Annotated in this window: 18 protein-coding genes; 13 read left to right on the forward strand and 5 right to left on the reverse strand. The window is 72.3% G+C overall.

Features of this window, described 5'->3' with window-relative positions:
* Window positions 1–151 precede the first annotated feature (151 nt).
* Window positions 152–1,543, forward strand: coding sequence for a response regulator (locus tag WME85_RS43720; protein ID WP_437830147.1), 1,392 nt, complete (start codon window positions 152–154; stop codon window positions 1,541–1,543).
* A 21-nt stretch (window positions 1,544–1,564) separates the two neighbouring features.
* Here the strand turns inward: WME85_RS43720 and WME85_RS43725 are convergent, their stop codons facing one another.
* Complete coding sequence (locus WME85_RS43725; protein ID WP_437830148.1) at window positions 1,565–2,164, reverse strand: CPBP family intramembrane glutamic endopeptidase; 600 nt, start codon at window positions 2,162–2,164, stop codon at window positions 1,565–1,567.
* A gap of 93 nt (window positions 2,165–2,257) precedes the next feature.
* Between WME85_RS43725 and purQ the strand changes: the two genes are divergently transcribed.
* The 4 genes from purQ (at window position 2,258) to WME85_RS43745 (ending at window position 5,522) form a co-directional block, all read left to right on the forward strand.
* Window positions 2,258–2,980, forward strand: a complete 723-nt coding sequence (purQ, locus tag WME85_RS43730; protein ID WP_437830149.1) for a phosphoribosylformylglycinamidine synthase subunit PurQ — start codon at window positions 2,258–2,260, stop codon at window positions 2,978–2,980.
* Complete coding sequence (locus tag WME85_RS43735; RefSeq protein ID WP_437830150.1) at window positions 2,977–3,774, forward strand: zinc ribbon domain-containing protein; 798 nt, start codon at window positions 2,977–2,979, stop codon at window positions 3,772–3,774. The genes purQ and WME85_RS43735 overlap by 4 nt, the downstream gene beginning before the upstream one ends.
* Window positions 3,752–5,065: a DNA methyltransferase gene (locus WME85_RS43740; protein WP_437830151.1), complete on the forward strand. Its 1,314-nt coding sequence runs from the start codon at window positions 3,752–3,754 to the stop codon at window positions 5,063–5,065. Before WME85_RS43735 ends, WME85_RS43740 begins: the two co-directional genes overlap by 23 nt.
* Window positions 5,066–5,180: 115 nt before the next feature.
* The gene (locus tag WME85_RS43745) at window positions 5,181–5,522 is read left to right on the forward strand and encodes a hypothetical protein (protein WP_437830152.1); all 342 of its coding nucleotides are present in this window, start codon (window positions 5,181–5,183) and stop codon (window positions 5,520–5,522) included.
* Between the two features lie 47 nt (window positions 5,523–5,569).
* Here WME85_RS43745 and WME85_RS43750 read toward each other — a convergent pair whose 3' ends face one another.
* Complete coding sequence (locus WME85_RS43750; protein ID WP_437830153.1) at window positions 5,570–6,859, reverse strand: NAD(P)/FAD-dependent oxidoreductase; 1,290 nt, start codon at window positions 6,857–6,859, stop codon at window positions 5,570–5,572.
* A 129-nt stretch (window positions 6,860–6,988) separates the two neighbouring features.
* Here WME85_RS43750 and WME85_RS43755 point away from each other — a divergent pair, with 129 nt between their 5' ends.
* From WME85_RS43755 to WME85_RS43775, 5 genes are all read left to right on the forward strand, one after another.
* On the forward strand, window positions 6,989–7,300 hold the full coding sequence (locus WME85_RS43755) for a 2Fe-2S iron-sulfur cluster-binding protein (RefSeq protein ID WP_437830154.1): 312 nt from the start codon (window positions 6,989–6,991) through the stop codon (window positions 7,298–7,300).
* Between the two features lie 353 nt (window positions 7,301–7,653).
* Window positions 7,654–9,288 (forward strand): isocitrate lyase/phosphoenolpyruvate mutase family protein, encoded by a 1,635-nt coding sequence (locus WME85_RS43760; RefSeq protein ID WP_437830155.1) that lies wholly within the window; start codon window positions 7,654–7,656, stop codon window positions 9,286–9,288.
* 4 nt (window positions 9,289–9,292) lie between these two features.
* The gene (locus WME85_RS43765; protein WP_437830156.1) at window positions 9,293–9,805 is read left to right on the forward strand and encodes a thiamine pyrophosphate-binding protein; all 513 of its coding nucleotides are present in this window, start codon (window positions 9,293–9,295) and stop codon (window positions 9,803–9,805) included.
* Entirely contained in the window at window positions 9,802–10,365 is a 564-nt protein-coding gene (locus WME85_RS43770; protein WP_437830157.1) for a thiamine pyrophosphate-dependent enzyme, read from the forward strand. Before WME85_RS43765 ends, WME85_RS43770 begins: the two co-directional genes overlap by 4 nt.
* Window positions 10,362–11,075, forward strand: coding sequence for an NTP transferase domain-containing protein (locus WME85_RS43775; RefSeq protein WP_437830158.1), 714 nt, complete (start codon window positions 10,362–10,364; stop codon window positions 11,073–11,075). The genes WME85_RS43770 and WME85_RS43775 overlap by 4 nt, the downstream gene beginning before the upstream one ends.
* Window positions 11,076–11,105: 30 nt before the next feature.
* Here the strand turns inward: WME85_RS43775 and WME85_RS43780 are convergent, their stop codons facing one another.
* A complete protein-coding gene (locus tag WME85_RS43780; protein ID WP_437830159.1) occupies window positions 11,106–11,978 on the reverse strand; it encodes a CDP-alcohol phosphatidyltransferase family protein in 873 nt (290 codons plus the stop codon).
* A gap of 475 nt (window positions 11,979–12,453) precedes the next feature.
* Here WME85_RS43780 and WME85_RS43785 point away from each other — a divergent pair, with 475 nt between their 5' ends.
* Window positions 12,454–12,822 carry a PDZ domain-containing protein gene (locus WME85_RS43785; RefSeq protein ID WP_437830160.1) on the forward strand — a complete coding sequence of 123 codons (369 nt, stop codon included), beginning with the start codon at window positions 12,454–12,456 and terminating at the stop codon, window positions 12,820–12,822.
* A gap of 22 nt (window positions 12,823–12,844) precedes the next feature.
* On the opposite strand, the gene WME85_RS43790 is transcribed toward WME85_RS43785, so the two are convergent.
* The gene (locus WME85_RS43790; protein WP_437830161.1) at window positions 12,845–13,240 is read right to left on the reverse strand and encodes a YbjN domain-containing protein; all 396 of its coding nucleotides are present in this window, start codon (window positions 13,238–13,240) and stop codon (window positions 12,845–12,847) included.
* A 315-nt stretch (window positions 13,241–13,555) separates the two neighbouring features.
* On the opposite strand from WME85_RS43790, the gene metK reads away from it, so the two are divergent.
* Window positions 13,556–14,803, forward strand: coding sequence for a methionine adenosyltransferase (gene metK / locus WME85_RS43795; protein ID WP_437830162.1), 1,248 nt, complete (start codon window positions 13,556–13,558; stop codon window positions 14,801–14,803).
* A gap of 328 nt (window positions 14,804–15,131) precedes the next feature.
* Window positions 15,132–16,412: a hypothetical protein gene (locus WME85_RS43800; RefSeq protein WP_437830163.1), complete on the forward strand. Its 1,281-nt coding sequence runs from the start codon at window positions 15,132–15,134 to the stop codon at window positions 16,410–16,412.
* Between the two features lie 91 nt (window positions 16,413–16,503).
* Here the strand turns inward: WME85_RS43800 and WME85_RS43805 are convergent, their stop codons facing one another.
* Window positions 16,504–17,139, reverse strand: coding sequence for a phenylalanine--tRNA ligase beta subunit-related protein (locus WME85_RS43805; protein ID WP_437830164.1), 636 nt, complete (start codon window positions 17,137–17,139; stop codon window positions 16,504–16,506).
* Between the last annotated feature and the right edge of the window lie 43 nt (window positions 17,140–17,182).

Raw genomic sequence — 17,182 nt, forward strand, 5'->3', positions numbered from 1 at the left:
TCGGGCGCCGCGGGCGAAAGCGCTCGGGGTCGCGGAGGTGGACGCTGGCGTGGGCGCTGGCGCGGACGGGGAGAAAGCTGGCTGATGATCAGACCGGCTCTCCGCCATTCACCCTTGGCCACCCCCGCGGCGCGCGTGTACCGTCTGCGAGATGCCGAGCGGGGTCGTGCTCGTGATCGAGGACGAAGAGTATGTCGCGGACCTGCTCGCCACCGCGATCCGCGAGGCGGGCTACGAGGTCATCTTCTGCGCCACCGCGGAGGCCGGGCTCTCGACCGCCTGCACCCTGGAGCCCGAGTGCATCGTCTGCGACATCGGCCTGCCCGACCACGACGGCTACTGGGTCGCGCGCAACGTGCGCACCCAGCCGTCGCGGGTGTCCGTCACCCCCTTCCTGTTCCTCTCCGCGCTCGACGACCAGCAGTCGCGCCTCGAAGGCTTCCACGTGGGGGCCGACGTCTACATGACGAAGCCGTTCCGGGTCAGCGAGGTCGTCGCCCAGATCGGCGCGCTCGTGCAGATGGCGTCGCGCCTGCGCCAGCGGCGGGACAGCCTGATGTCCATCCCGGCCTCCGTCGATCAGACAGCGATCGAGGGCGACCTCAGCCATATGTCCATCGCCACCGTCCTCACCGTCCTCGAGATGGAGCGGCGGTCGGGCGTCTTCGAGGTGACCAGCAAGAAGCGGCGCGCTCAGCTCGACATCGCCGAAGGGTGCATCGTCCAGGGCACCGTGGGAGGCACGCGCGTCTCGGCGCTCGCCGCCCTCCGCACCATGCTGGGCTGGAAGGTCGGGCGGTTCGCGTTCATCCCGGGCAGCCGCCCCGTGCCGTCGGAGCGAAAGTCCATCGCCGCCTACCTGCTCGAGGCGACCCGGCTCGAGGACGAGAGCACCCGCGTCGAGCTGGAGATCCCGCCGTCGCGCCGCCGCCCGGAGCCCCGGTTCGCGACGACAGCGCTCGGCGGGCCGTCGTCCCTGCTGGAGGACGTGGCGCCGCCCTCGTCGCGCGCGCCGCGCTCGAACGACAGCGCGGCCCTCGAGGAGCGCCTGCGCCTCGGCCCCGGCGTCACGCCGCGCAAGGGGCCCGACAGCGCGGTGTCCATCTCTGACGTTCCGCACGTTCCGCACGCGCCGCACGTGCCGCGCGCGCCGCACACGCCGCCGTCGCTCGAGCTGAACTTCGAGCTCGAGCCCGCGCCCGCAGGGACGCCCCCGACGCTGCGCTCGCTGGCCCGCATGGCGAAGCCGCCGTCGAGCCAGCGCGTCGCGGAGAGCGAGCCGCCCACGCTGCCGCGCGGCCAGGGCCGCACCTCCACCTCGCGACCGCCGTCGCGCCGGCCGGCCGTGCCGCCGCCATCGCCGAGCGGCGAGGACGAGGACGAGCTGGAGTGGGCAGAGATGGACGCGCATCCCCACGCGACCCTCGCCCCCCCGGCGACCCAGCGGGCGAGCCTCCACACCCCGCCGCGAGCGAGCGCCGTCCCCCAGCCGCCGCGGCCGGTGCCGCCCAGACCGCCGCGGCCAGACTCGAAGAAGCGCTGAGGACCGGCGCGCGGCGCGCCGTCAGGCTTCCGCGTGGTCCGGGTCGTGGTCGCGCAGGTAGCTCAGGTTCACGGCGTTCACGACGGCGTGCGAGAGGAGCGGCCCGACGAGCGAGCCCGTCGCGGCGAAGATGGCGCCGAGGCCCGCGCCGACGCCCACGGCCCAGCCCACCCACACCCAGCGGCTCGGACCGCGCATCTGGTGGACCAGGCCGAAGACGAGCGCGCTCAGCAGCACACCGACGAGCGGCGTCAGCAGCCCGCGGAAGAGCAGCTCCTCGCCGAGGCTCGAGAGGCCCGCGAGCAGCAGGATCTGGCCGAGCGAGAGCTCCCGCGCGACCGGGCGGAGGTCGGCGTGCAGGCGCCGCGCCCAGACGAACCGGGCCACGGCGACGCGGGTCATCACGACGACCCCGGCGGCGAGCGTGAGGCCGAGCGCGGCGCTCACCAGCAGCGCGGCCAGCGGGCGCAAGGACAGCCAGGGGCTCGGGTGGATCCACGGCCATCCATCCCGGAGCACCAGCGCCAGCGAGATCGCCAGAGCCGCGAGGACGAGGTAGCCGGACGCGACCCGCATCGTCGCGTCGGTCCGGCCGGTCCGCGCCCATCGTCGCGAAGCCATGTCCCATCATGGCACGCCCCCGGAACCCGGTGAAGCGGCGCGCGCCGTCAGGACCCCTGGCCGAGCGCCGGCAACCGGACTACGTGGACGGCCATGCACGCGACCGTGGTCATCTTCCCGGGCTCCAACGCCGATGCCGAAATGATCCATACCCTCCGCGACGTGCTGCAGGTGCGCACGTCGACCGCCTGGCACCGCGACGCCGAGCTCCCCGCAGGCACCGACCTCGTCGCGATCCCCGGCGGGTTCTCCTACGGCGACTACCTGCGCTGCGGCGCCATCGCGCGCACGAGCCAGATCGTCCCCGCCATCCGGCGGCACGCGGAGCGCGGCGGCCTGGTGCTCGGCGTCTGCAACGGCTTCCAGATCCTCACCGAGGCGGGGCTGCTCCCCGGGGCCCTCACCCGCAACGCGCACCTCCGCTTCGAGTGCCGCGACATCTTCGTGACGCCGCGCGCGGAGGGGCCGTTCACGAGCGGCCTGCCTCGGGTGCTCCGCCTGCCGATCGCCCACGCCGAGGGGCGCTACCAGGCGGACCCGGAGACGCTCCGCAAGCTCGCTGAAGATCGCGCCATCGCGCTCCAGTACTGCGACCGCGAGGGGGTGGTCGGCGGCGACGCGAACCCCAACGGATCGGCCATGGACATCGCCGGCATCTACGGCGGGCCCCGCCGCAACGTGCTCGGGCTCATGCCCCACCCCGAGCGGATGAGCCAGCACTTCCAGGGCTGCGCGGACGGGCGTGCCCTGTTCGACGCCGTGCTGCGCAGCGTGAGCGGCTCCCGCCCGGCGTCCGCCGCCGCGAGCGCGCCGTGAGCCAGGCTTCGTCCGGCGCCGCCCGCTGCCGCGTGTGCGCCGCGGCACTCGCGCCGGGGAGCGATCGGTGCCCGCAGTGCGGCGCGGACCAGGGCGCCGAGGCGTGCCCGCACTGCGGCGGCGTGGCCGGCGTCTCCGCGCACGCCGAGCTGCGCTTCCGGTGCGACGTCTGCGGCGGCCCGCGCGTCCCCGTCGCCGACGCGCGCGTCAAGCGGTCGGGCCGCGAGGTGCCGCTGCTCCAGAAGGCGCGCGCGGCGGCCTCGGCGCGCTCGGTCTGGCGCGCGGCGGGCATCGCGGCGAGCGCGCTGTTCGGCTTCGAGGTGTTCCTGTTCGCGGTGCTGCTGCTCGTCCTCAGCGCGAGCTTCGGGCTCTTCGCCGCGGGCGTCCTGACCATGGCGCCCGTCGCCGTCTTCGCCCTCTGGGCGTTCCGGCGGGCCAGGTCGCGAGGCCAGGACATCGCGCCCGCGCTCGACGCCGCGTGGGTCTCCGTCGCGTCCGACGTCGCCCGCCAGACCGAGCGCCCGCTCACCGCCAGCGGGCTCGCCTCGACCCTCCGCATCGGCGAGTCCCAGGCCGAGGAGCTGCTCGCGCTGCTCGAGGTGAACGACGTCGTGCGCGGCGCGGTGAGCCCCGCGGGCGAGTTCGGCTACGCGCCGAAGCTGCGCGTCGGCGCGGCGCCGGCGGGCGAGGCCGAGGCCGACGCGCTCGCCGCCGAAGAGGAAGCCTTCGCCGCCGGGCGCGCCGCCGAGCCCCTGGCGCAACGGACCGCCCATGTCGACCCCACGAAGCGCTGATCCCAAGCCGAAGCCAGGTCCCCCGCGACAGAAGAAGCCCCGGCTGGCGTCGGCGGCCCGGCCCGCGCCGCCGGAGCGCCGCGCCCTGACCAACGTCGGCGGCGCGACGCTGCTCGAGGGCGACCCGACCGACGCCGCGATGCTCGCCCGCGCGCTCGACGTGCCGAGCTCGAGCGCCGCGGAGGAAGCGGCCCGCGCCCACGTGCACGGCTTCCACAGCTACCCGGCCCGGATGCACCCGGACACGGCCCGCCGGCTCATCGAGGGGCTCTCGCGGCCGGGCGAGCGCGTGCTCGACCCCTTCTGCGGCAGCGGCACCGTCCTCGTCGAGGCCCGGCTCGCGGGCCGCGCGGCGCTCGGCATCGACGCGAACCCCCTCGCCGTGCGCCTGGCCCGGCTCAAGGTGCAGGGCAGCACCCCGGGCGAGCGCGAGCGGCTCGTCGCCGCCGCCCGCGAGGTCGCGGCCGCGGCGGACGAGCGCCGCAAGGCGCGCTCCGGCCCGAGCCGCCGGTACGGCCCCGAGGACGTCGCGCTGTTCGAGCCGCACGTGCTGCTCGAGCTCGACGGGCTCCGCGTCGGCCTCGATCGCCTCGCGGGCCACGGCGCCGAGGCGCTGCGCGAGGATCTCGAGCTCGTCCTCTCGGCCATCCTCACGAAGCTGAGCCGCCGCGCGTCCGACACGGCGGAGCACGAGCTGCCGCGGCGGATCGCCGCCGGCTATCCGGCGCGGCTGTTCGTCCGCAAGGCCGAGGAGCTCGCGCAGCGCCTCGCCGACGTCGCCGCGCCGCTGTCCGCGAGCCCGCCCGCGCTCGTCGAGGAGGGCGACGCGCGGGTGCTCCGCGGCGTCGAGCCCGGCTCGGTCCACCTCGCGATCACCTCGCCGCCCTACCCGGGCGTCTACGATTACCTCGCCCACCACGAGGCGCGGCTGCGCTGGCTCCGGCTCCGGAGCGCCCGCTTCGAGCAGGACGAGATCGGCGCCCGCAGGCACCTCGATCCGCTCGGCCCCGAGGCCGGCCGCGCGCGCTGGCGCGCGGAGCTCGGCGGCGTGCTCCTCGCGCTCGCGCGCGTCCTCCGGAGCGGCGCGCCGCTCGTGCTGCTGCTCGCCGACAGCGTCGTCGCCGGCGCGCCGGTCTACGCGGTCGACGTGGTCCGGGCCGCGGCGTCCGGCGCGCGCTTCGCGGTCCGCGCGGTCGCGTCGCAGCCGCGCCCCCACTTCCACCGCCCCACCGCGCGCGCGTTCCAGCGCCGCCCGCGGCACGAGCACGCCATCCTGCTGATCCGCGGCTGAGCCGCCGGAAATTGCCCCGAGGCGCGGGCGTGTGGCAGGGTGCGCCGGCCTCGATCAGGGCGCGAGGCGGCCGGCGGAGGCCGCCGGCGGCGCCCCCGGGCGCGCGACGATGACGATGGCGAGAGCTCTCCTTTCACTTCTCCTGTGCGGCGCCTCTGTCCTCGGCTGCGGCAAGGCAGGCGGCGGCCCGGGGAAGACAGATCTCGACAGCACCGGCGTGGACGCGTGCGACAGCTACCTGACCGCGATGCTCACCTGCGCCGGCAAGCTGCCGGCGGAGACCAGGAAGGGCCAGGAGGCCGCGATCCGGATCGCGCGCGACGCGCTGGAAGCCAGGGCGGAGGCCGACGACGCGTCGCTCGAGGGCGACGCGCGGGCGGAGGCGCGCGGCGCCCTCGAGGCCGCCTGCAAGCAGATGGGCGACGCGGTCCTGGACCGCGCCGCGTGCCGACGCTGATCGACGCGGATCGACGCGGATCGACGGCAAACGCGCGCGGCCGCGCTTCACGTGAAGGCGGGCAGGTCCGGCGGGTAGTGCTGCCGGAGGAACGACGCCCACTGCGGCCGCCGCTCGGCGTGGAACGCGTCGCCCGCGAGCATGCTGGTGATGAGCTTGCGCATCGTGGGCCGCTGGTTCGGCTCGAACAGCGTCTCGCGGAAGTGGCCCTTGTAGAACCCCTGCACGACGCCGAGGAACAGGTCGACGGCGTAGCGGACCTCGGCCTCGTAGCCCGCGAAAGCGGCGCGCGAGGTGTCCCCGGCCTCGAGCGCGCGGTGGATGGCCGTGGCCGCGAGATCGGCGCCCTTGATGGCGACGTGCGCGCCCGTCGAGAAGAGCGGGTCGAGGAACCCGCCGGCGTCGCCCACGAAGAGCCAGCCGTCTCCGGCGAGCTGGTCGATCCGGTACGAGAAGTCGGCGAGCGCCCCCACCGGCCGTGTGCGCCGCGCGCTCGCGAGGAACTCCCGGGCCCAGCTGCTCTGGGCGACCGTGCGATCGAAGAGCTCGTCCAGGCTCTCGCCCTTCCTCCGGCTCCGGATCCAGCTCGACGAGACGACCGCGCCGACGCTCGTCAGCGCGCCGCGGAACGGGATGAACCAGAACCATCCGTGCTCGAAGATGACGATCTGGATGTTGCCCTCGTGGATCCCGTCCTCGCGCGCGGCGCCCTCGTAGTGGGCGAAGAGCGCGGTCTTGTCGAGCTCGGCCAGCTGCGCCTTGCGCCGCATCCTCGACGCGAGCAGCGTGTCCCGCCCTGTCGCGTCCACGATCACCGGCGCCCGGAGCTCGACGACATCGCTCGCGTCGCGGCGCGCGGCCGCGGCGTCCTCCGGCGCAGCCGCGCCGGACCGCGCGCAGGGCCGCGCGCGCACGCCGACCGCGCGAGGGCCCTCGAACACCACCTCGACGGCCTCCCACGACTCGCGCACCTCCGCCCCGAGCTCCGCCGCGTGCCGGAGTAGCAGCTGGTCGAACGCGTCGCGCTGCACCTGGTACGCGAACTCGAACCTCGGGTCGAACGCGTCGGCGAAGCTGTAGGTCCGCGCCCGCCCCGTCGACGAGCAAAGGAACCGCGCGCCGTATTTCCGGAGGAAGAGCGCGTCCAGCTTCTCGTCGAGCCCGAGCCGCTCGAAGACCTCGCGGGAGCGCGGCAGCAGCGACTCGCCGATATGGAAGCGAGGGAACCTCTCGCGCTCGAGCACGAGGACCCGGCGACCGAGCCTGGCGAGCGAGGCGGCGAGCGTCGAGCCCCCCGGCCCTCCGCCGAGGATGATTGCGTCCCAGCGATCTGTCATGAGCCCGTCGTATAATGCGTGAGGACGCTCGAGAAAATGCGCTCCCGGCGCGAGGGTCTGCGGGCCGACGCGCCCTCGCCGTCCGGGCGGGGGCCCTCGCCGCGCCCGAGGACGCAGGAGGAAGCGGCGATGCCCACGATCGTGTTCGAGGCCAGCGCGCTCGGCCCTGCCGTCACGGCAGAGGCCGGCGCTGGCAGGCTCATCGATGTCTGCGACGACGCGCGCGCGCCGATCGTGTTCTCGTGCCGCGACGCGCGCTGCGCCACCTGCCGCGTCGAGGTCGTCGAGGGGGAGCAGCTCCTCGATCCGCCCGCGCGCGGCGAGCTCGATCTGCTCGAGCGCCTCGGCGCCCCGCCGCGGCACCGCCTCGCGTGCCAGGCGGTGCTCCGCGCCGGACCAGGGCTGGTCCGGTTGCGCGCCGTCACCGGTCCCGAGGGCTGATGCCGCCGTGAGCGGCGACCGACGCGCGTCGATCGACGCACACGCGCACGCGGCGCCGTGGCGCGCAGGATCCGGCGCTACGCCGGCGGCGCTACGCCCTGCGCCCGGCATCTCCCGGCATTGGCGGAGCTGGAGAACGGTGTTAATGCACGCCCCGTCCTGAGGCCCGGCTCCCTCGAGGAGCGCGAGACCTGGCGCCCCCCCGGAGCTGTCCGCGCGCGGTGACGGCGGAGCGCCGACCGCTGCACCGCGCTCCGCCGTCACCGCGCGGGGCGGCCGCTCGTCGAGCATCGGTCAAGACCGCGCGGAGGAGTGGAGAAGACATGACGAAAGCCAGGAAGCTGCGCGAACTAATGGCCCGCCCGGGCCCGATCGTCATCATCGGCGCGCACAACGGGCTCTCCGCGAAGATCGGTGAAGAGGCGGGGTTCGACGGGCTCTGGGCCTCCGGCTTCGAGATCTCCGCGAGCTACGCCGTGCCGGACGCGAACATCCTCACGATGGCGGAGAACCTCCACGCCGCCAGGATGATGAACAACACCTCGCTCCCCGTCATCGCGGACTGCGACAACGGCTACGGCAACGCCGTCAACGTCATCCGCTGCGTCGAGGAGTACGAGGCCGCGGGCATCGCGGCCATCTGCATGGAAGACAACATCTTCCCGAAGCGCTGCAGCTTCTACGCGGGCGTGAAGCGCGAGCTCGCGGAGGTCGAGGAGCACGCGCTCAAGGTCCGCGCGGCGAAGGCGGCGCAGCGGGACCGCGACTTCGTGGTGATCGCGCGGACCGAGGCGCTCATCGCCGGCTGGGGGATGGAGGAGGCGCTCCGCCGCGGGCGCGCCTACGCGGACGCGGGCGCCGACATGGTGCTCATCCACTCGAAGAGCAAGGACCCGGACGAGGTGCTCTCCTTCGCCCGCGCGTGGGATCGCCCGAGCACGCCGCTCGTCTGCGTGCCGACGATCTACCGCACGACCAGCGTCGACACGCTGCACAAGGCCGGCTTCAAGCTGATGATCTTCGCGAACCACGCGATCCGCTCCTCCATCAAGGCGATGACGGAGACGCTCCAGACGCTGAAGCGCGAGATGTACACCGGCAGCGTCGACGACAAGGTCGTGCCGCTCGAGCGCGTCTACCAGCTCGTGGGCGTCGACAAGATGAAGCAGGAGGAGTCGAGCTTCTTGCCCTCCGGCAGCCCGGGCGTCACCGCCGTCATCCTGGCCGCGGGCCAGAGCCAGGGGCTCTTGCCGCTCACGGAGGAGCTGCCGAAGCCGATGCTCGATCTGAAGGGCAAGAGCATCCTCGAGCGGCAGATCGACGTGCTCAACGCGTGCGGCGTGAAGGACGTCGCCGTCGTGCGCGGGTACAAGAAGGAGGCGATCAAGCTCCCGAACGCCCGCACCTACGACAACGACGAGTACGCGACGACGAGCGAGGCCGTGTCGCTCTTCTGCGCCTCGAAGGAGCTGAACGGGCCCTTCGTCTTCCTCTACGGCGACATCGTGTTCGAGCGCGGCCACCTCGAGAAGCTCCTCAAGAGCCCGGCCGACATCTCGATCGTCGTCGACCGCGCCCACGCCGAGGGCCAGCGGCCCAAGGACGCCCGCGGCGTGCCCGACCTCGTGGTCCTGAAGGACGCCCAGGAGGCGGGCTACCGCTTCGTGGGCGCCGACGCGCCGCACCAGGTGGCGCGCGTCGGCCGCGCGATCTCCGAGGGCGAGGCGCACGGCGAGTTCGTCGGCATGGCCATGTTCACCGCGAAGGGCGCGCGCCTGCTCACCGACTGCTACCACCAGCTGCAGGAGACCGGCGCGACGGGCCGCTTCCACGAGGCCGAGTCGCTCCGCGGCGCGTCCTTCACCGACCTGCTCCAGGAGCTCATCGATCGCGGCGCGGAGGTGCAGGCGATCGACGTCTACAAGGGGTGGCTCGAGATCGACACGTTCGAGGACTACCGTCGCGCCTGGGCGCTGATCAAGGAGTGAGCCGATGTCCCACGGTTCAGGCAAATCGTACGCGCCCGAGTTCGTCGCCGCGCTCAAGGACGCGGGGTTCGACTTCTTCGCCGGCGTGCCCTGCTCCCTCCTGAAGGGCCTCGTCTCGCTGCTCGACGGCGACGAGAGCGCCCGCTACATCTCGGCGACGCGCGAGGACAGCGCGATCGGGATGGCCGTCGGCGCCTGGCTCGGCGGCAAGCTGCCGATGGTCCTGATGCAGAACTCCGGGCTCGGCGTCTCCGTCAACGCGCTCGCCTCGCTGAGCACGATGTACGAGGTGCCCACGCTGCTCGTCATCTCCTGGCGCGGCGAGGGGGGCAACGACGCGCCGGAGCACATCATGATGGGCGAGATCATGATCCCCATCCTCGATCTCATGAAGATCCCCCACCGCGTCCTCCGCGCCGGCGAGGCGATGGGGCCGCAGGTGGGCTGGGCGAAGGACGTCATGCTCTCCACCAGGCAGCCGGCGGCGCTCATCGTCCCCGCGGGGGTGCTCGAATGAACAAGCTCGAAGCGCTCAAGGTGTTCACGGCGGCGGTCCGCAACGACGACCTCGTGGTCTGCTGCAACGGGATGATCGGCCGCGAGCTCTACACGACGCAGGACCGGCCCTCGAACTTCTACATGATCGGCTCGATGGGGCTCGGCCTGTCGATCGGCCTCGGCCTCGCGCTCGCGCAGCCGCGCAAGCGGGTCTTCGTGCTCGACGGCGACGGCAACGTCCTCATGGGCATGAACGTCCTCGCCAGCGTCGGGAGCGAGCGGCCGGTGAACCTCCTGCACGTCGTCCTCGACAACCGGTCCCACGCCTCGACCGGCGGCCAGCGGACGATCTCGGGCGACGTGAAGCTCGAGTCGGTGGCCAGCGCGGTCGGCTACCGCGCCACCCACCGCGCCGACTCGGTCGAGTCGTTCGACGCGTCGCTGCGCGCCGCGGTCGTGCAGCCCGGCCCGGTCATGGTCCTCGCGCTGGTCGAGGGCGGCACCGTGAAGGGCATCGGCCGCGTCGTCGAGACCCCGCCGGAGCTGGCGTCACGCTTCGCGGCGGAGGCGCGCAGATGAGGGCGATCCTGCTCGCGGCGGGGCGCGGCCGGCGCCTCGGCCGCGACGCGCCCAAGTGCCTCGTCTCCATCGACGGCAAGACGCTGCTCGAGCGGCACCTCGTGAACCTCGCCGAGAGCGGCGTCACCGACCTCACCATCGTCGTCGGCTTCCGGCGCGAGATGATCGAGGAGGCCCTCGGGGCGCTCCGCCCGCGGCTGAAGGTCGAGCTCATCCACAACCCGCGGTTCGTTCACGGGAGCATCGTCTCGCTCCACGCCGCGGCCGAGCGGCTGGCGCAGGGCGGGCTGTGGATGGACGCCGACGTGCTCTACCCCGCCGCGCTGCTGCGGCGCCTCGTGACCTCGCCGCACGAGAACTGCCTGCTCGTCGACGCGAGCTCGGACGAGACCGGCGAGGAGATGATGGTCGGCGTCCGCGCCGGCCGCGTCCTCAAGATCGGGCGCCACGTCGGCAGGGACTGGGACGTCGCGGGCGAGACCGTCGGCTTCGCCAAGGTCGGCCTGGAAGGCGGCCGCGTGATGCAGCGGCTCCTGGAGGAAGAGGTCGCGGCCGGCCGCCTCGATCAGGAGTACGAGGCCACGATGGACCGCGCCTTCCAGGAGGTGCCGTTCGGCGTCGAGCGCGTCGACGACCTGCCCTGGACCGAGATCGATTTCGAGGAGGACATCGAGAAGGCCCGCCAGCTGGCGCGCGCCGCGCAGGCCTGAGCCCGGTCGCATGGCCGAGCTCGGACGAGCTCAGGCCACGGCCAGCCTCGCGCGCCGGGATGCGCTGCGGATGAACCAGCCGTTCAGGAAGATGACCGCGACGATCCAGACGACCCCGCCTGTCGCGAAGAAGACCTGACCGAGCCAGAGCTGGTTCGCGAGGAGCGTCAGCACCACCATCGACAGGAACGCGTCCCCGTTCGATATCGCCCAGAGCACGCCGATGAGGCGCGTGAGCGGCGACGACTCCTCCCGGATCAGCTGTTTTGCCTGCTCCTCGCCGGTCGACGACTGGGTCCGCTCCGGGTCGAACCACTCGTGTTCGAACGCGAGGTGCCCCATGCGCCCGATGAAGACATCGAAATGCGCAAAGAACGAGGACGAGGGGCCGAGCGCCTGGATCTTGCGGCGCAGCGCCTCCACCGTCTCGTCGGTGCCCCGCTCGAAGATCGAGCAGTACTTGAGCTTGAAGTAGTCCGCGGAAAACGAGCGCAGCGCCGCCTGGGCCAGCGCGAGCACCAGGATCCCGTTCGTGGACAGGAAGGCGCTCCAGGGGCCCCCGGCCGGCGGGTGGAGGTGGAAATGCCAGAAGATGCCGGCGTACAGAAAGGTGACACCGAGCCAGTCCGCCACGCCGTCAATGGCGTGCCCGGCGGGGCTCACCAGCTGCTTCGCCCGCGCGAGCGCGCCGTCCACGCAGTCCAGAATGGAGCGCACCTCGAACACGAGCGCGCCGGCGACGAGGGAGCGCGGGTCGTCCGACGTCACCAGGTACCCGGCGAGCGCCGCGAAGAGCGGCTGAACCAGCGTCACCTGGTTGGGGGTCACGGGCGTCCTCATCAACGCCCGCACGATCCAGCGCGCGACCGGGTACCTGTAGTAGCGATTGAAGGGGTCCTCCATGCGCATCTTCCAGCCGCCAGGCACACCGCCGGACTGAGCGGCAGGCGTCGAGCTCTCGGTAGCGGCGCACGGTGCAGACATCGGCGATTCCGGCCCGGACTCTAGAGCAGCCCCACCGGGAGACCAACTGGATCGTGAGCGCGCGGGGTGCCCGCGCGGCGGCGTGGTGGCGCGGTGCAAGTTCGAGTCCGGCGGCGCGCAAGCGCGTCCTGTTGCCCGGCGAGCAGCCGCGTAGTCGACTGCGCTCCGGCAGCCGGCTGAGAACGGCGGTTCGCGCTCCGGAGTTCCTGCACAACAGGCGTGATCGCGCGGTACGCCCCTTCCTGGAATCATCCACCTTCACGCCGGGCGCGCTGGAGACGGCGAGCGCCCTCTGGCGCCGGCCGACATGGCTGCCGTCGCTTGGCGGGCGCGCTCCGGGGGTGCCCGCCGGAATGCCGCGCACGGGAGGCGCCCGGGGCGCTATGGTGTCGCCGTGGCAAGCAGGTCCTGGAGCGCGGCGCTCCTGCTCATGGCCGCCGGTTGCAGCGCCAGCGTGGGCTCCATCGGGGCCGTCCTGGGGAGAGACAACGAGTCGGAGACGCTCTACGTGCGCGACGTGCCGAGAGGCCTCGCCGCCGAGCGTGCCGGGCTGATCCCGGGCGACGAGATCGTGATGATCGATGGCGTCTACGTCCGGGATCTCACCTCGACCCAGGTGCGCGAGCGGCTCCGCGGCGCGCCCGGGAGCGCCGTCGAGCTCACGGTCGTCCGCGGGGGCGACGTGCGGCGCGTCCGGGTCGTGCGCGGCGCGCTGAAGCCGCACGAGGGGATCAAGCCCAGAGAGGAGCAGATCGTGCCGTGACGGCCGCCCGGAGCGGCGCTCATCACGGCGTGGCGAGCTCCTGAAGCTCGGCATAGTGCTTGTTCGCATAGAACGACAGCACGTCGACGGCGTCGCGCACCTCGCTCGGGTCGAGGTCCTGAAGGCGGTACTCGACACTCAGGATCACGTCGCCATCCTCGTCGGCCGAGAGCTTGGCCATGTTGATCTCGCGGTTCAGCTGGAGGAGGCGCCGCACGATCGCGTCGCCCTCCTCGTGTTCCATCGGGAGCCGTACGAACGGGATCACCGCGAACACGACGAAGGGGGGGGACAGCCGCACGAACAGGGGGAACAGCCGCTCAGCCCCCTGGAAGTCGCTGCGCATCGTGTCGTTGGATACGACCTCCACGGCCCAGCCCTCGCGCTCGAGGCAGGTCTTGATCTCGTCGAACGTCATGGCGAGGCATCATAGCCGCGGAGGGCGCGCTTCCGGGAGTGCGCAGGGCCGGGAGCCCGGAGCGCCGCGATCGCCCGGCCCCGCCGGCCGCCGGGAGGGGCCAGCGCGCGCTGGCGGCCGAGCCGCGCGCGCGCTGATGGCCGACGCATGACCGATGACCGGACCGATGCCCTTGCCCTGACCGATGCCCTGACCGATGACGACAGCCCGTCCGGCCGGCGCTTTTGTCCACGACAGGCGCGGCCCGCGTTGACGGTGCCCCGCGCTCGAACTATGCGTAGGGGCCGTTTTTCGAGTACGCCGAAGGAGCGATTCATGCGCCGTTATCAGTTCACTTCCGAGTCCGTCACCGAAGGACACCCCGACAAGGTGTGCGACCAGATCTCCGACGCAATCCTCGATGGGATCATCGAGAAGGACCCGACGGCCCGCGTCGCCTGCGAGACCCTGGTGAAGACGGGCATGGCCGTCGTGGCCGGCGAGATCACGACCTCGGCGTGGGTCGACATGCCGGTCGTGGTGCGCAACACGATCAAGGACATCGGCTACGTCGACGCCTCGATGGGCTTCGACTACGAGACATGCGCGGTGCTCACGGCGATCGAGAAGCAGTCGCCCGATATCTCCCGCGGCGTCACCGAGGGCGAGGGCCTCTTCAAGGAGCAGGGCGCCGGCGACCAAGGGCTCATGTTCGGCTTCGCGACGGACGAGACGCCTGAGCTGATGCCCGCCCCGATCAGCTTCGCCCACCGCCTCGCGCGCAAGCTCGCCGAGCTCCGCAAGAACAAGAAGCTCGATTGGCTCCGCCCCGACGGCAAGACCCAGGTCACGATCGAGTACGAGGAGCACACGCCCATTCGCGTGAGCGCGGTCGTCGTGTCGACGCAGCATGGCCCCGAGGTCAAGCACAAGACGATCGTCGACGCGGTGCGGAGCCTGATCATCGAGAAGTCCATCCCGGCGAAGCTGATGGACAGGAACACGAAGGTCTACGTGAACCCCACCGGCCGCTTCGTCGTCGGCGGCCCCTACGGCGACGCCGGCCTCACCGGCCGCAAGATCATCGTCGACACCTACGGCGGCATGGGCCGGCACGGCGGCGGCGCCTTCAGCGGCAAGGACCCCACGAAGGTCGATCGCTCCGCCTGCTACTACGCGCGCTACGTCGCGAAGAACGTCGTCGCGTCGAAGCTCGCCGCGCGGTGCGAGGTGCAGATCGCGTACGCCATCGGCGTCGCGCAGCCGGTCGGCGTGCACGTCAACACCTTCGGCACGGGCCGCGTAGGTGACGAGGTGCTCGAGAAGTACATCATGCAGAACTTCGACATGCGGCCGAAGGCGATCATCGAGCAGCTCGACCTGCTGAAGCCCATCTACCGCAAGACGGCCGCGTACGGCCACTTCGGGCGCGACGAGTTCAGCTGGGAGAAGACGAACCGCGCGGCCAAGATGGCCGAGGACCTGCTGCGCCCGACGCTCGCCGCGGTGCCCGCCGCCGTGAACGGCTCCGGCAAGAAGGAGCCGAAGCGCAAGGGCAAGAAGGAAGTGGGCGCCCAGGCCTGATCGTCCAGAACGCCCCGCGGCATCGATCGGGGCGGAACGAGGCGGCCCGCCATTCCCCCATCGAGGGGGCCGAGAGCGCCGGTGCTGTGGAAGCGCCGGCGCTCTGTGCTTTGTCGACGCGGCTCGCTGCTGCTCGAACGGTCTGGGCGCTGACAGACGAAGCGGAGAGCCGGCGCCGGATGTGGGCACCGGACTCACAAAAAAGCACCGCCCTTCGCCGGGATGGGCTGACTGTTGCAGCCGCTTCTGCTGATAAAATCATCGACGACTCCCGTATCGCGGATCGACCCCGAATCGCCCTGGTTCCGTGCGACCTCGAGGAGCACCGATGACACCTTGGTTGAATTTCTTGAGCTTCATGACTGCTGCGGGGTGCCTCGGCGTGGCCTGCACCGGGAACATCGGACCGGTGATTGGCTTCGCTGCCGGGGAGGGCGGCGCGGGCAGCACCTCGGGCACCGGCGGCGGCGACCCGCCGACGACGGCGGACGCGACCATCACCACGTCCGGGGTCACCGGCAGCAGCGTGAGCTGCGGCGGCTTGCCGGAGGACGACACGGACGGCGACGGCTTCACGGAGCTCCAGGGCGACTGCGACGACTGCAACGCGCTGGTCAACCCGAACGCGCTCGAGCTCGCGACGGTCGGCGGTGACGGGGGCGCTGCCCCGGAGCCGGTCGACGACGACTGCGACGGCATCGCCGACAACGTGCCCGGGCCGTGCGACGAAGGGCTCCCGCTCGACGACGCCGACCCGCTCAACGCCGCAAAGGCGGTCGAGCTGTGCAAGATGTCGAAGGGGCCCGGCGACTGGGGCGTGGTCTCGGCGGCGTGGGTCATGGTCGACGGCTCGCCGCCCCCCGCGCAGGAGGAGCAGCTCGCCAACTTCCACCTCGGGCACGGGCTCCTGCCCGGGTTCGGACCCAACGTGACGCCGAAGGGCGGCGCGCGCCTGCTCGCCCTCTCGAGCGGCACGGCGCGGCAGCAGGACGACGAGGGGTTCGAGAGCCCGTCGGGCTTCGACAAGCGGTACGAAGGCGATTTCCCCGACGGCTTCCCGAAGGACCCGCGCGACTGCGGCGACCTCGTGCCGGCGAAGCCATCCGACCCGACCGCCATCGAGATCACGATCCGGGTCCCGTCGAACGTCCACGGCTTCTCGTTCAACGTCAATTACGTCACCTACGATTGGCCGTACGCCTGTACCGACTTCAACGATTACTTCATCGCTTTCCTCTCGCCGCGGCCGACGGATCTCATCGATGGACACATCCTGTTCGACGGCGCGAGCAACGCGATGAGCATCAACAACAAGTTCATCGAGGTCTGTACCTGCGAGGGCGGCCCGCCCTGCAACCTCGACGGCCTGATGTACGCGTGCCCCCGCGGGACTCGAGAGCTGCTCGGGACGGGGTTCGAGGGCCGCGCCGGGACGAGCTGGCTCGTCACCTCGGCGCCCGTGGAGCCGAACCAGGAGATCAAGATCCGGTGGGGCGCGTACGACGCGGGCGATCACCTGCTCGACTCGACCGGGCTCGTCGACAACTGGCGGTGGCTCACCGACGAGGACGTGAAGGTGGTCACGCTGGGCGATCGGCCCGAGCTCTGACGAGGAGCAGGGCCGCTCGGCGCCGGCGACGCGGCGGCGCGGCGGCGCGCGAGAACGCGCAGGCAGCGTCGCGGGGCGCGCGACGCGCGGCTCAGTCCGCGGTCGGCGCCTCCGAGGTCGCCGCGCCGATGCCGGCGAGCAGCTCCTTGTACCAGGCCGCTGCCTCCGCGGCGCGGCCCGGCAGCGCGCGGCTGCCCCAGAGGACCGAGAGCGTGCGCGTCGTCCCCGCGTGGGTCTTCGTCCGCTGCGAGTCCTTGACCGCGTTCGCGCACGGCCCCTCCGCGTCGAAGACGCAGAGGAGCCCTTCGAGGTCGATCTCCTGCCCCGAGGCGTTGAACACGTAGCGCGAGCCGGCGGGCGCGACGCCGATGCGGAGCGGCGGGGTCGCGCGGTCGAGGTCGATCACGCTGATGGGCAGCCCGGTGTGCAGCGACACGGCGTTGCACGCGTCCACGGCCGCGTTGATGGGCGCGAGCGAGCCGCCCTCGGCCGCGCGGATGAGGTACTCGGAGGCCGGCTTGCCCCGGCCGGTCGGCTTGTAGCCGCCGTGACGGAGGAGATCGCGGACCGCCGAGCGCACCGCGTCGTCCGAGCGGAACGGGGCCGAGGCCCTGTCGGACAGGAGGCCGCGGAGCGCTTCGCTCACCGGCAGCTCACCGAGCGGCGCGGGGAAGGTCGTGACGAAGGCGGCGGGTTCGAGCAGCGGATGCGCTGAGATCGTGAGCACGCGCGCACTCTACACCACCGGCGAGCCGCGCGGCCGGCGTGCT

Origin of the sequence: Sorangium sp. So ce1153, assembly GCF_051521595.1 — a bacterium.
Taxonomy (GTDB): domain Bacteria; phylum Myxococcota_A; class Polyangia; order Polyangiales; family Polyangiaceae; genus Sorangium.

Coding starts and splice junctions, on each gene's coding strand:
- WME85_RS43800 (WP_437830163.1), top strand. CDS start 15,132: ATGACACCTTGGTTGAATTTCTTGAGCTTCATGACTGCTGCGGGGTGC.
- WME85_RS43745 (WP_437830152.1), top strand. CDS start 5,181: ATGGCGAGAGCTCTCCTTTCACTTCTCCTGTGCGGCGCCTCTGTCCTC.
- WME85_RS43780 (WP_437830159.1), bottom strand. CDS start 11,978: ATGGAGGACCCCTTCAATCGCTACTACAGGTACCCGGTCGCGCGCTGG.
- WME85_RS43725 (WP_437830148.1), bottom strand. CDS start 2,164: ATGGCTTCGCGACGATGGGCGCGGACCGGCCGGACCGACGCGACGATG.
- WME85_RS43755 (WP_437830154.1), top strand. CDS start 6,989: ATGCCCACGATCGTGTTCGAGGCCAGCGCGCTCGGCCCTGCCGTCACG.
- WME85_RS43770 (WP_437830157.1), top strand. CDS start 9,802: ATGAACAAGCTCGAAGCGCTCAAGGTGTTCACGGCGGCGGTCCGCAAC.
- purQ (WP_437830149.1), top strand. CDS start 2,258: ATGCACGCGACCGTGGTCATCTTCCCGGGCTCCAACGCCGATGCCGAA.
- WME85_RS43765 (WP_437830156.1), top strand. CDS start 9,293: ATGTCCCACGGTTCAGGCAAATCGTACGCGCCCGAGTTCGTCGCCGCG.
- WME85_RS43750 (WP_437830153.1), bottom strand. CDS start 6,859: ATGACAGATCGCTGGGACGCAATCATCCTCGGCGGAGGGCCGGGGGGC.
- WME85_RS43760 (WP_437830155.1), top strand. CDS start 7,654: ATGGCCCGCCCGGGCCCGATCGTCATCATCGGCGCGCACAACGGGCTC.
- WME85_RS43740 (WP_437830151.1), top strand. CDS start 3,752: ATGTCGACCCCACGAAGCGCTGATCCCAAGCCGAAGCCAGGTCCCCCG.
- WME85_RS43775 (WP_437830158.1), top strand. CDS start 10,362: ATGAGGGCGATCCTGCTCGCGGCGGGGCGCGGCCGGCGCCTCGGCCGC.
- metK (WP_437830162.1), top strand. CDS start 13,556: ATGCGCCGTTATCAGTTCACTTCCGAGTCCGTCACCGAAGGACACCCC.
- WME85_RS43720 (WP_437830147.1), top strand. CDS start 152: ATGCCGAGCGGGGTCGTGCTCGTGATCGAGGACGAAGAGTATGTCGCG.
- WME85_RS43790 (WP_437830161.1), bottom strand. CDS start 13,240: ATGACGTTCGACGAGATCAAGACCTGCCTCGAGCGCGAGGGCTGGGCC.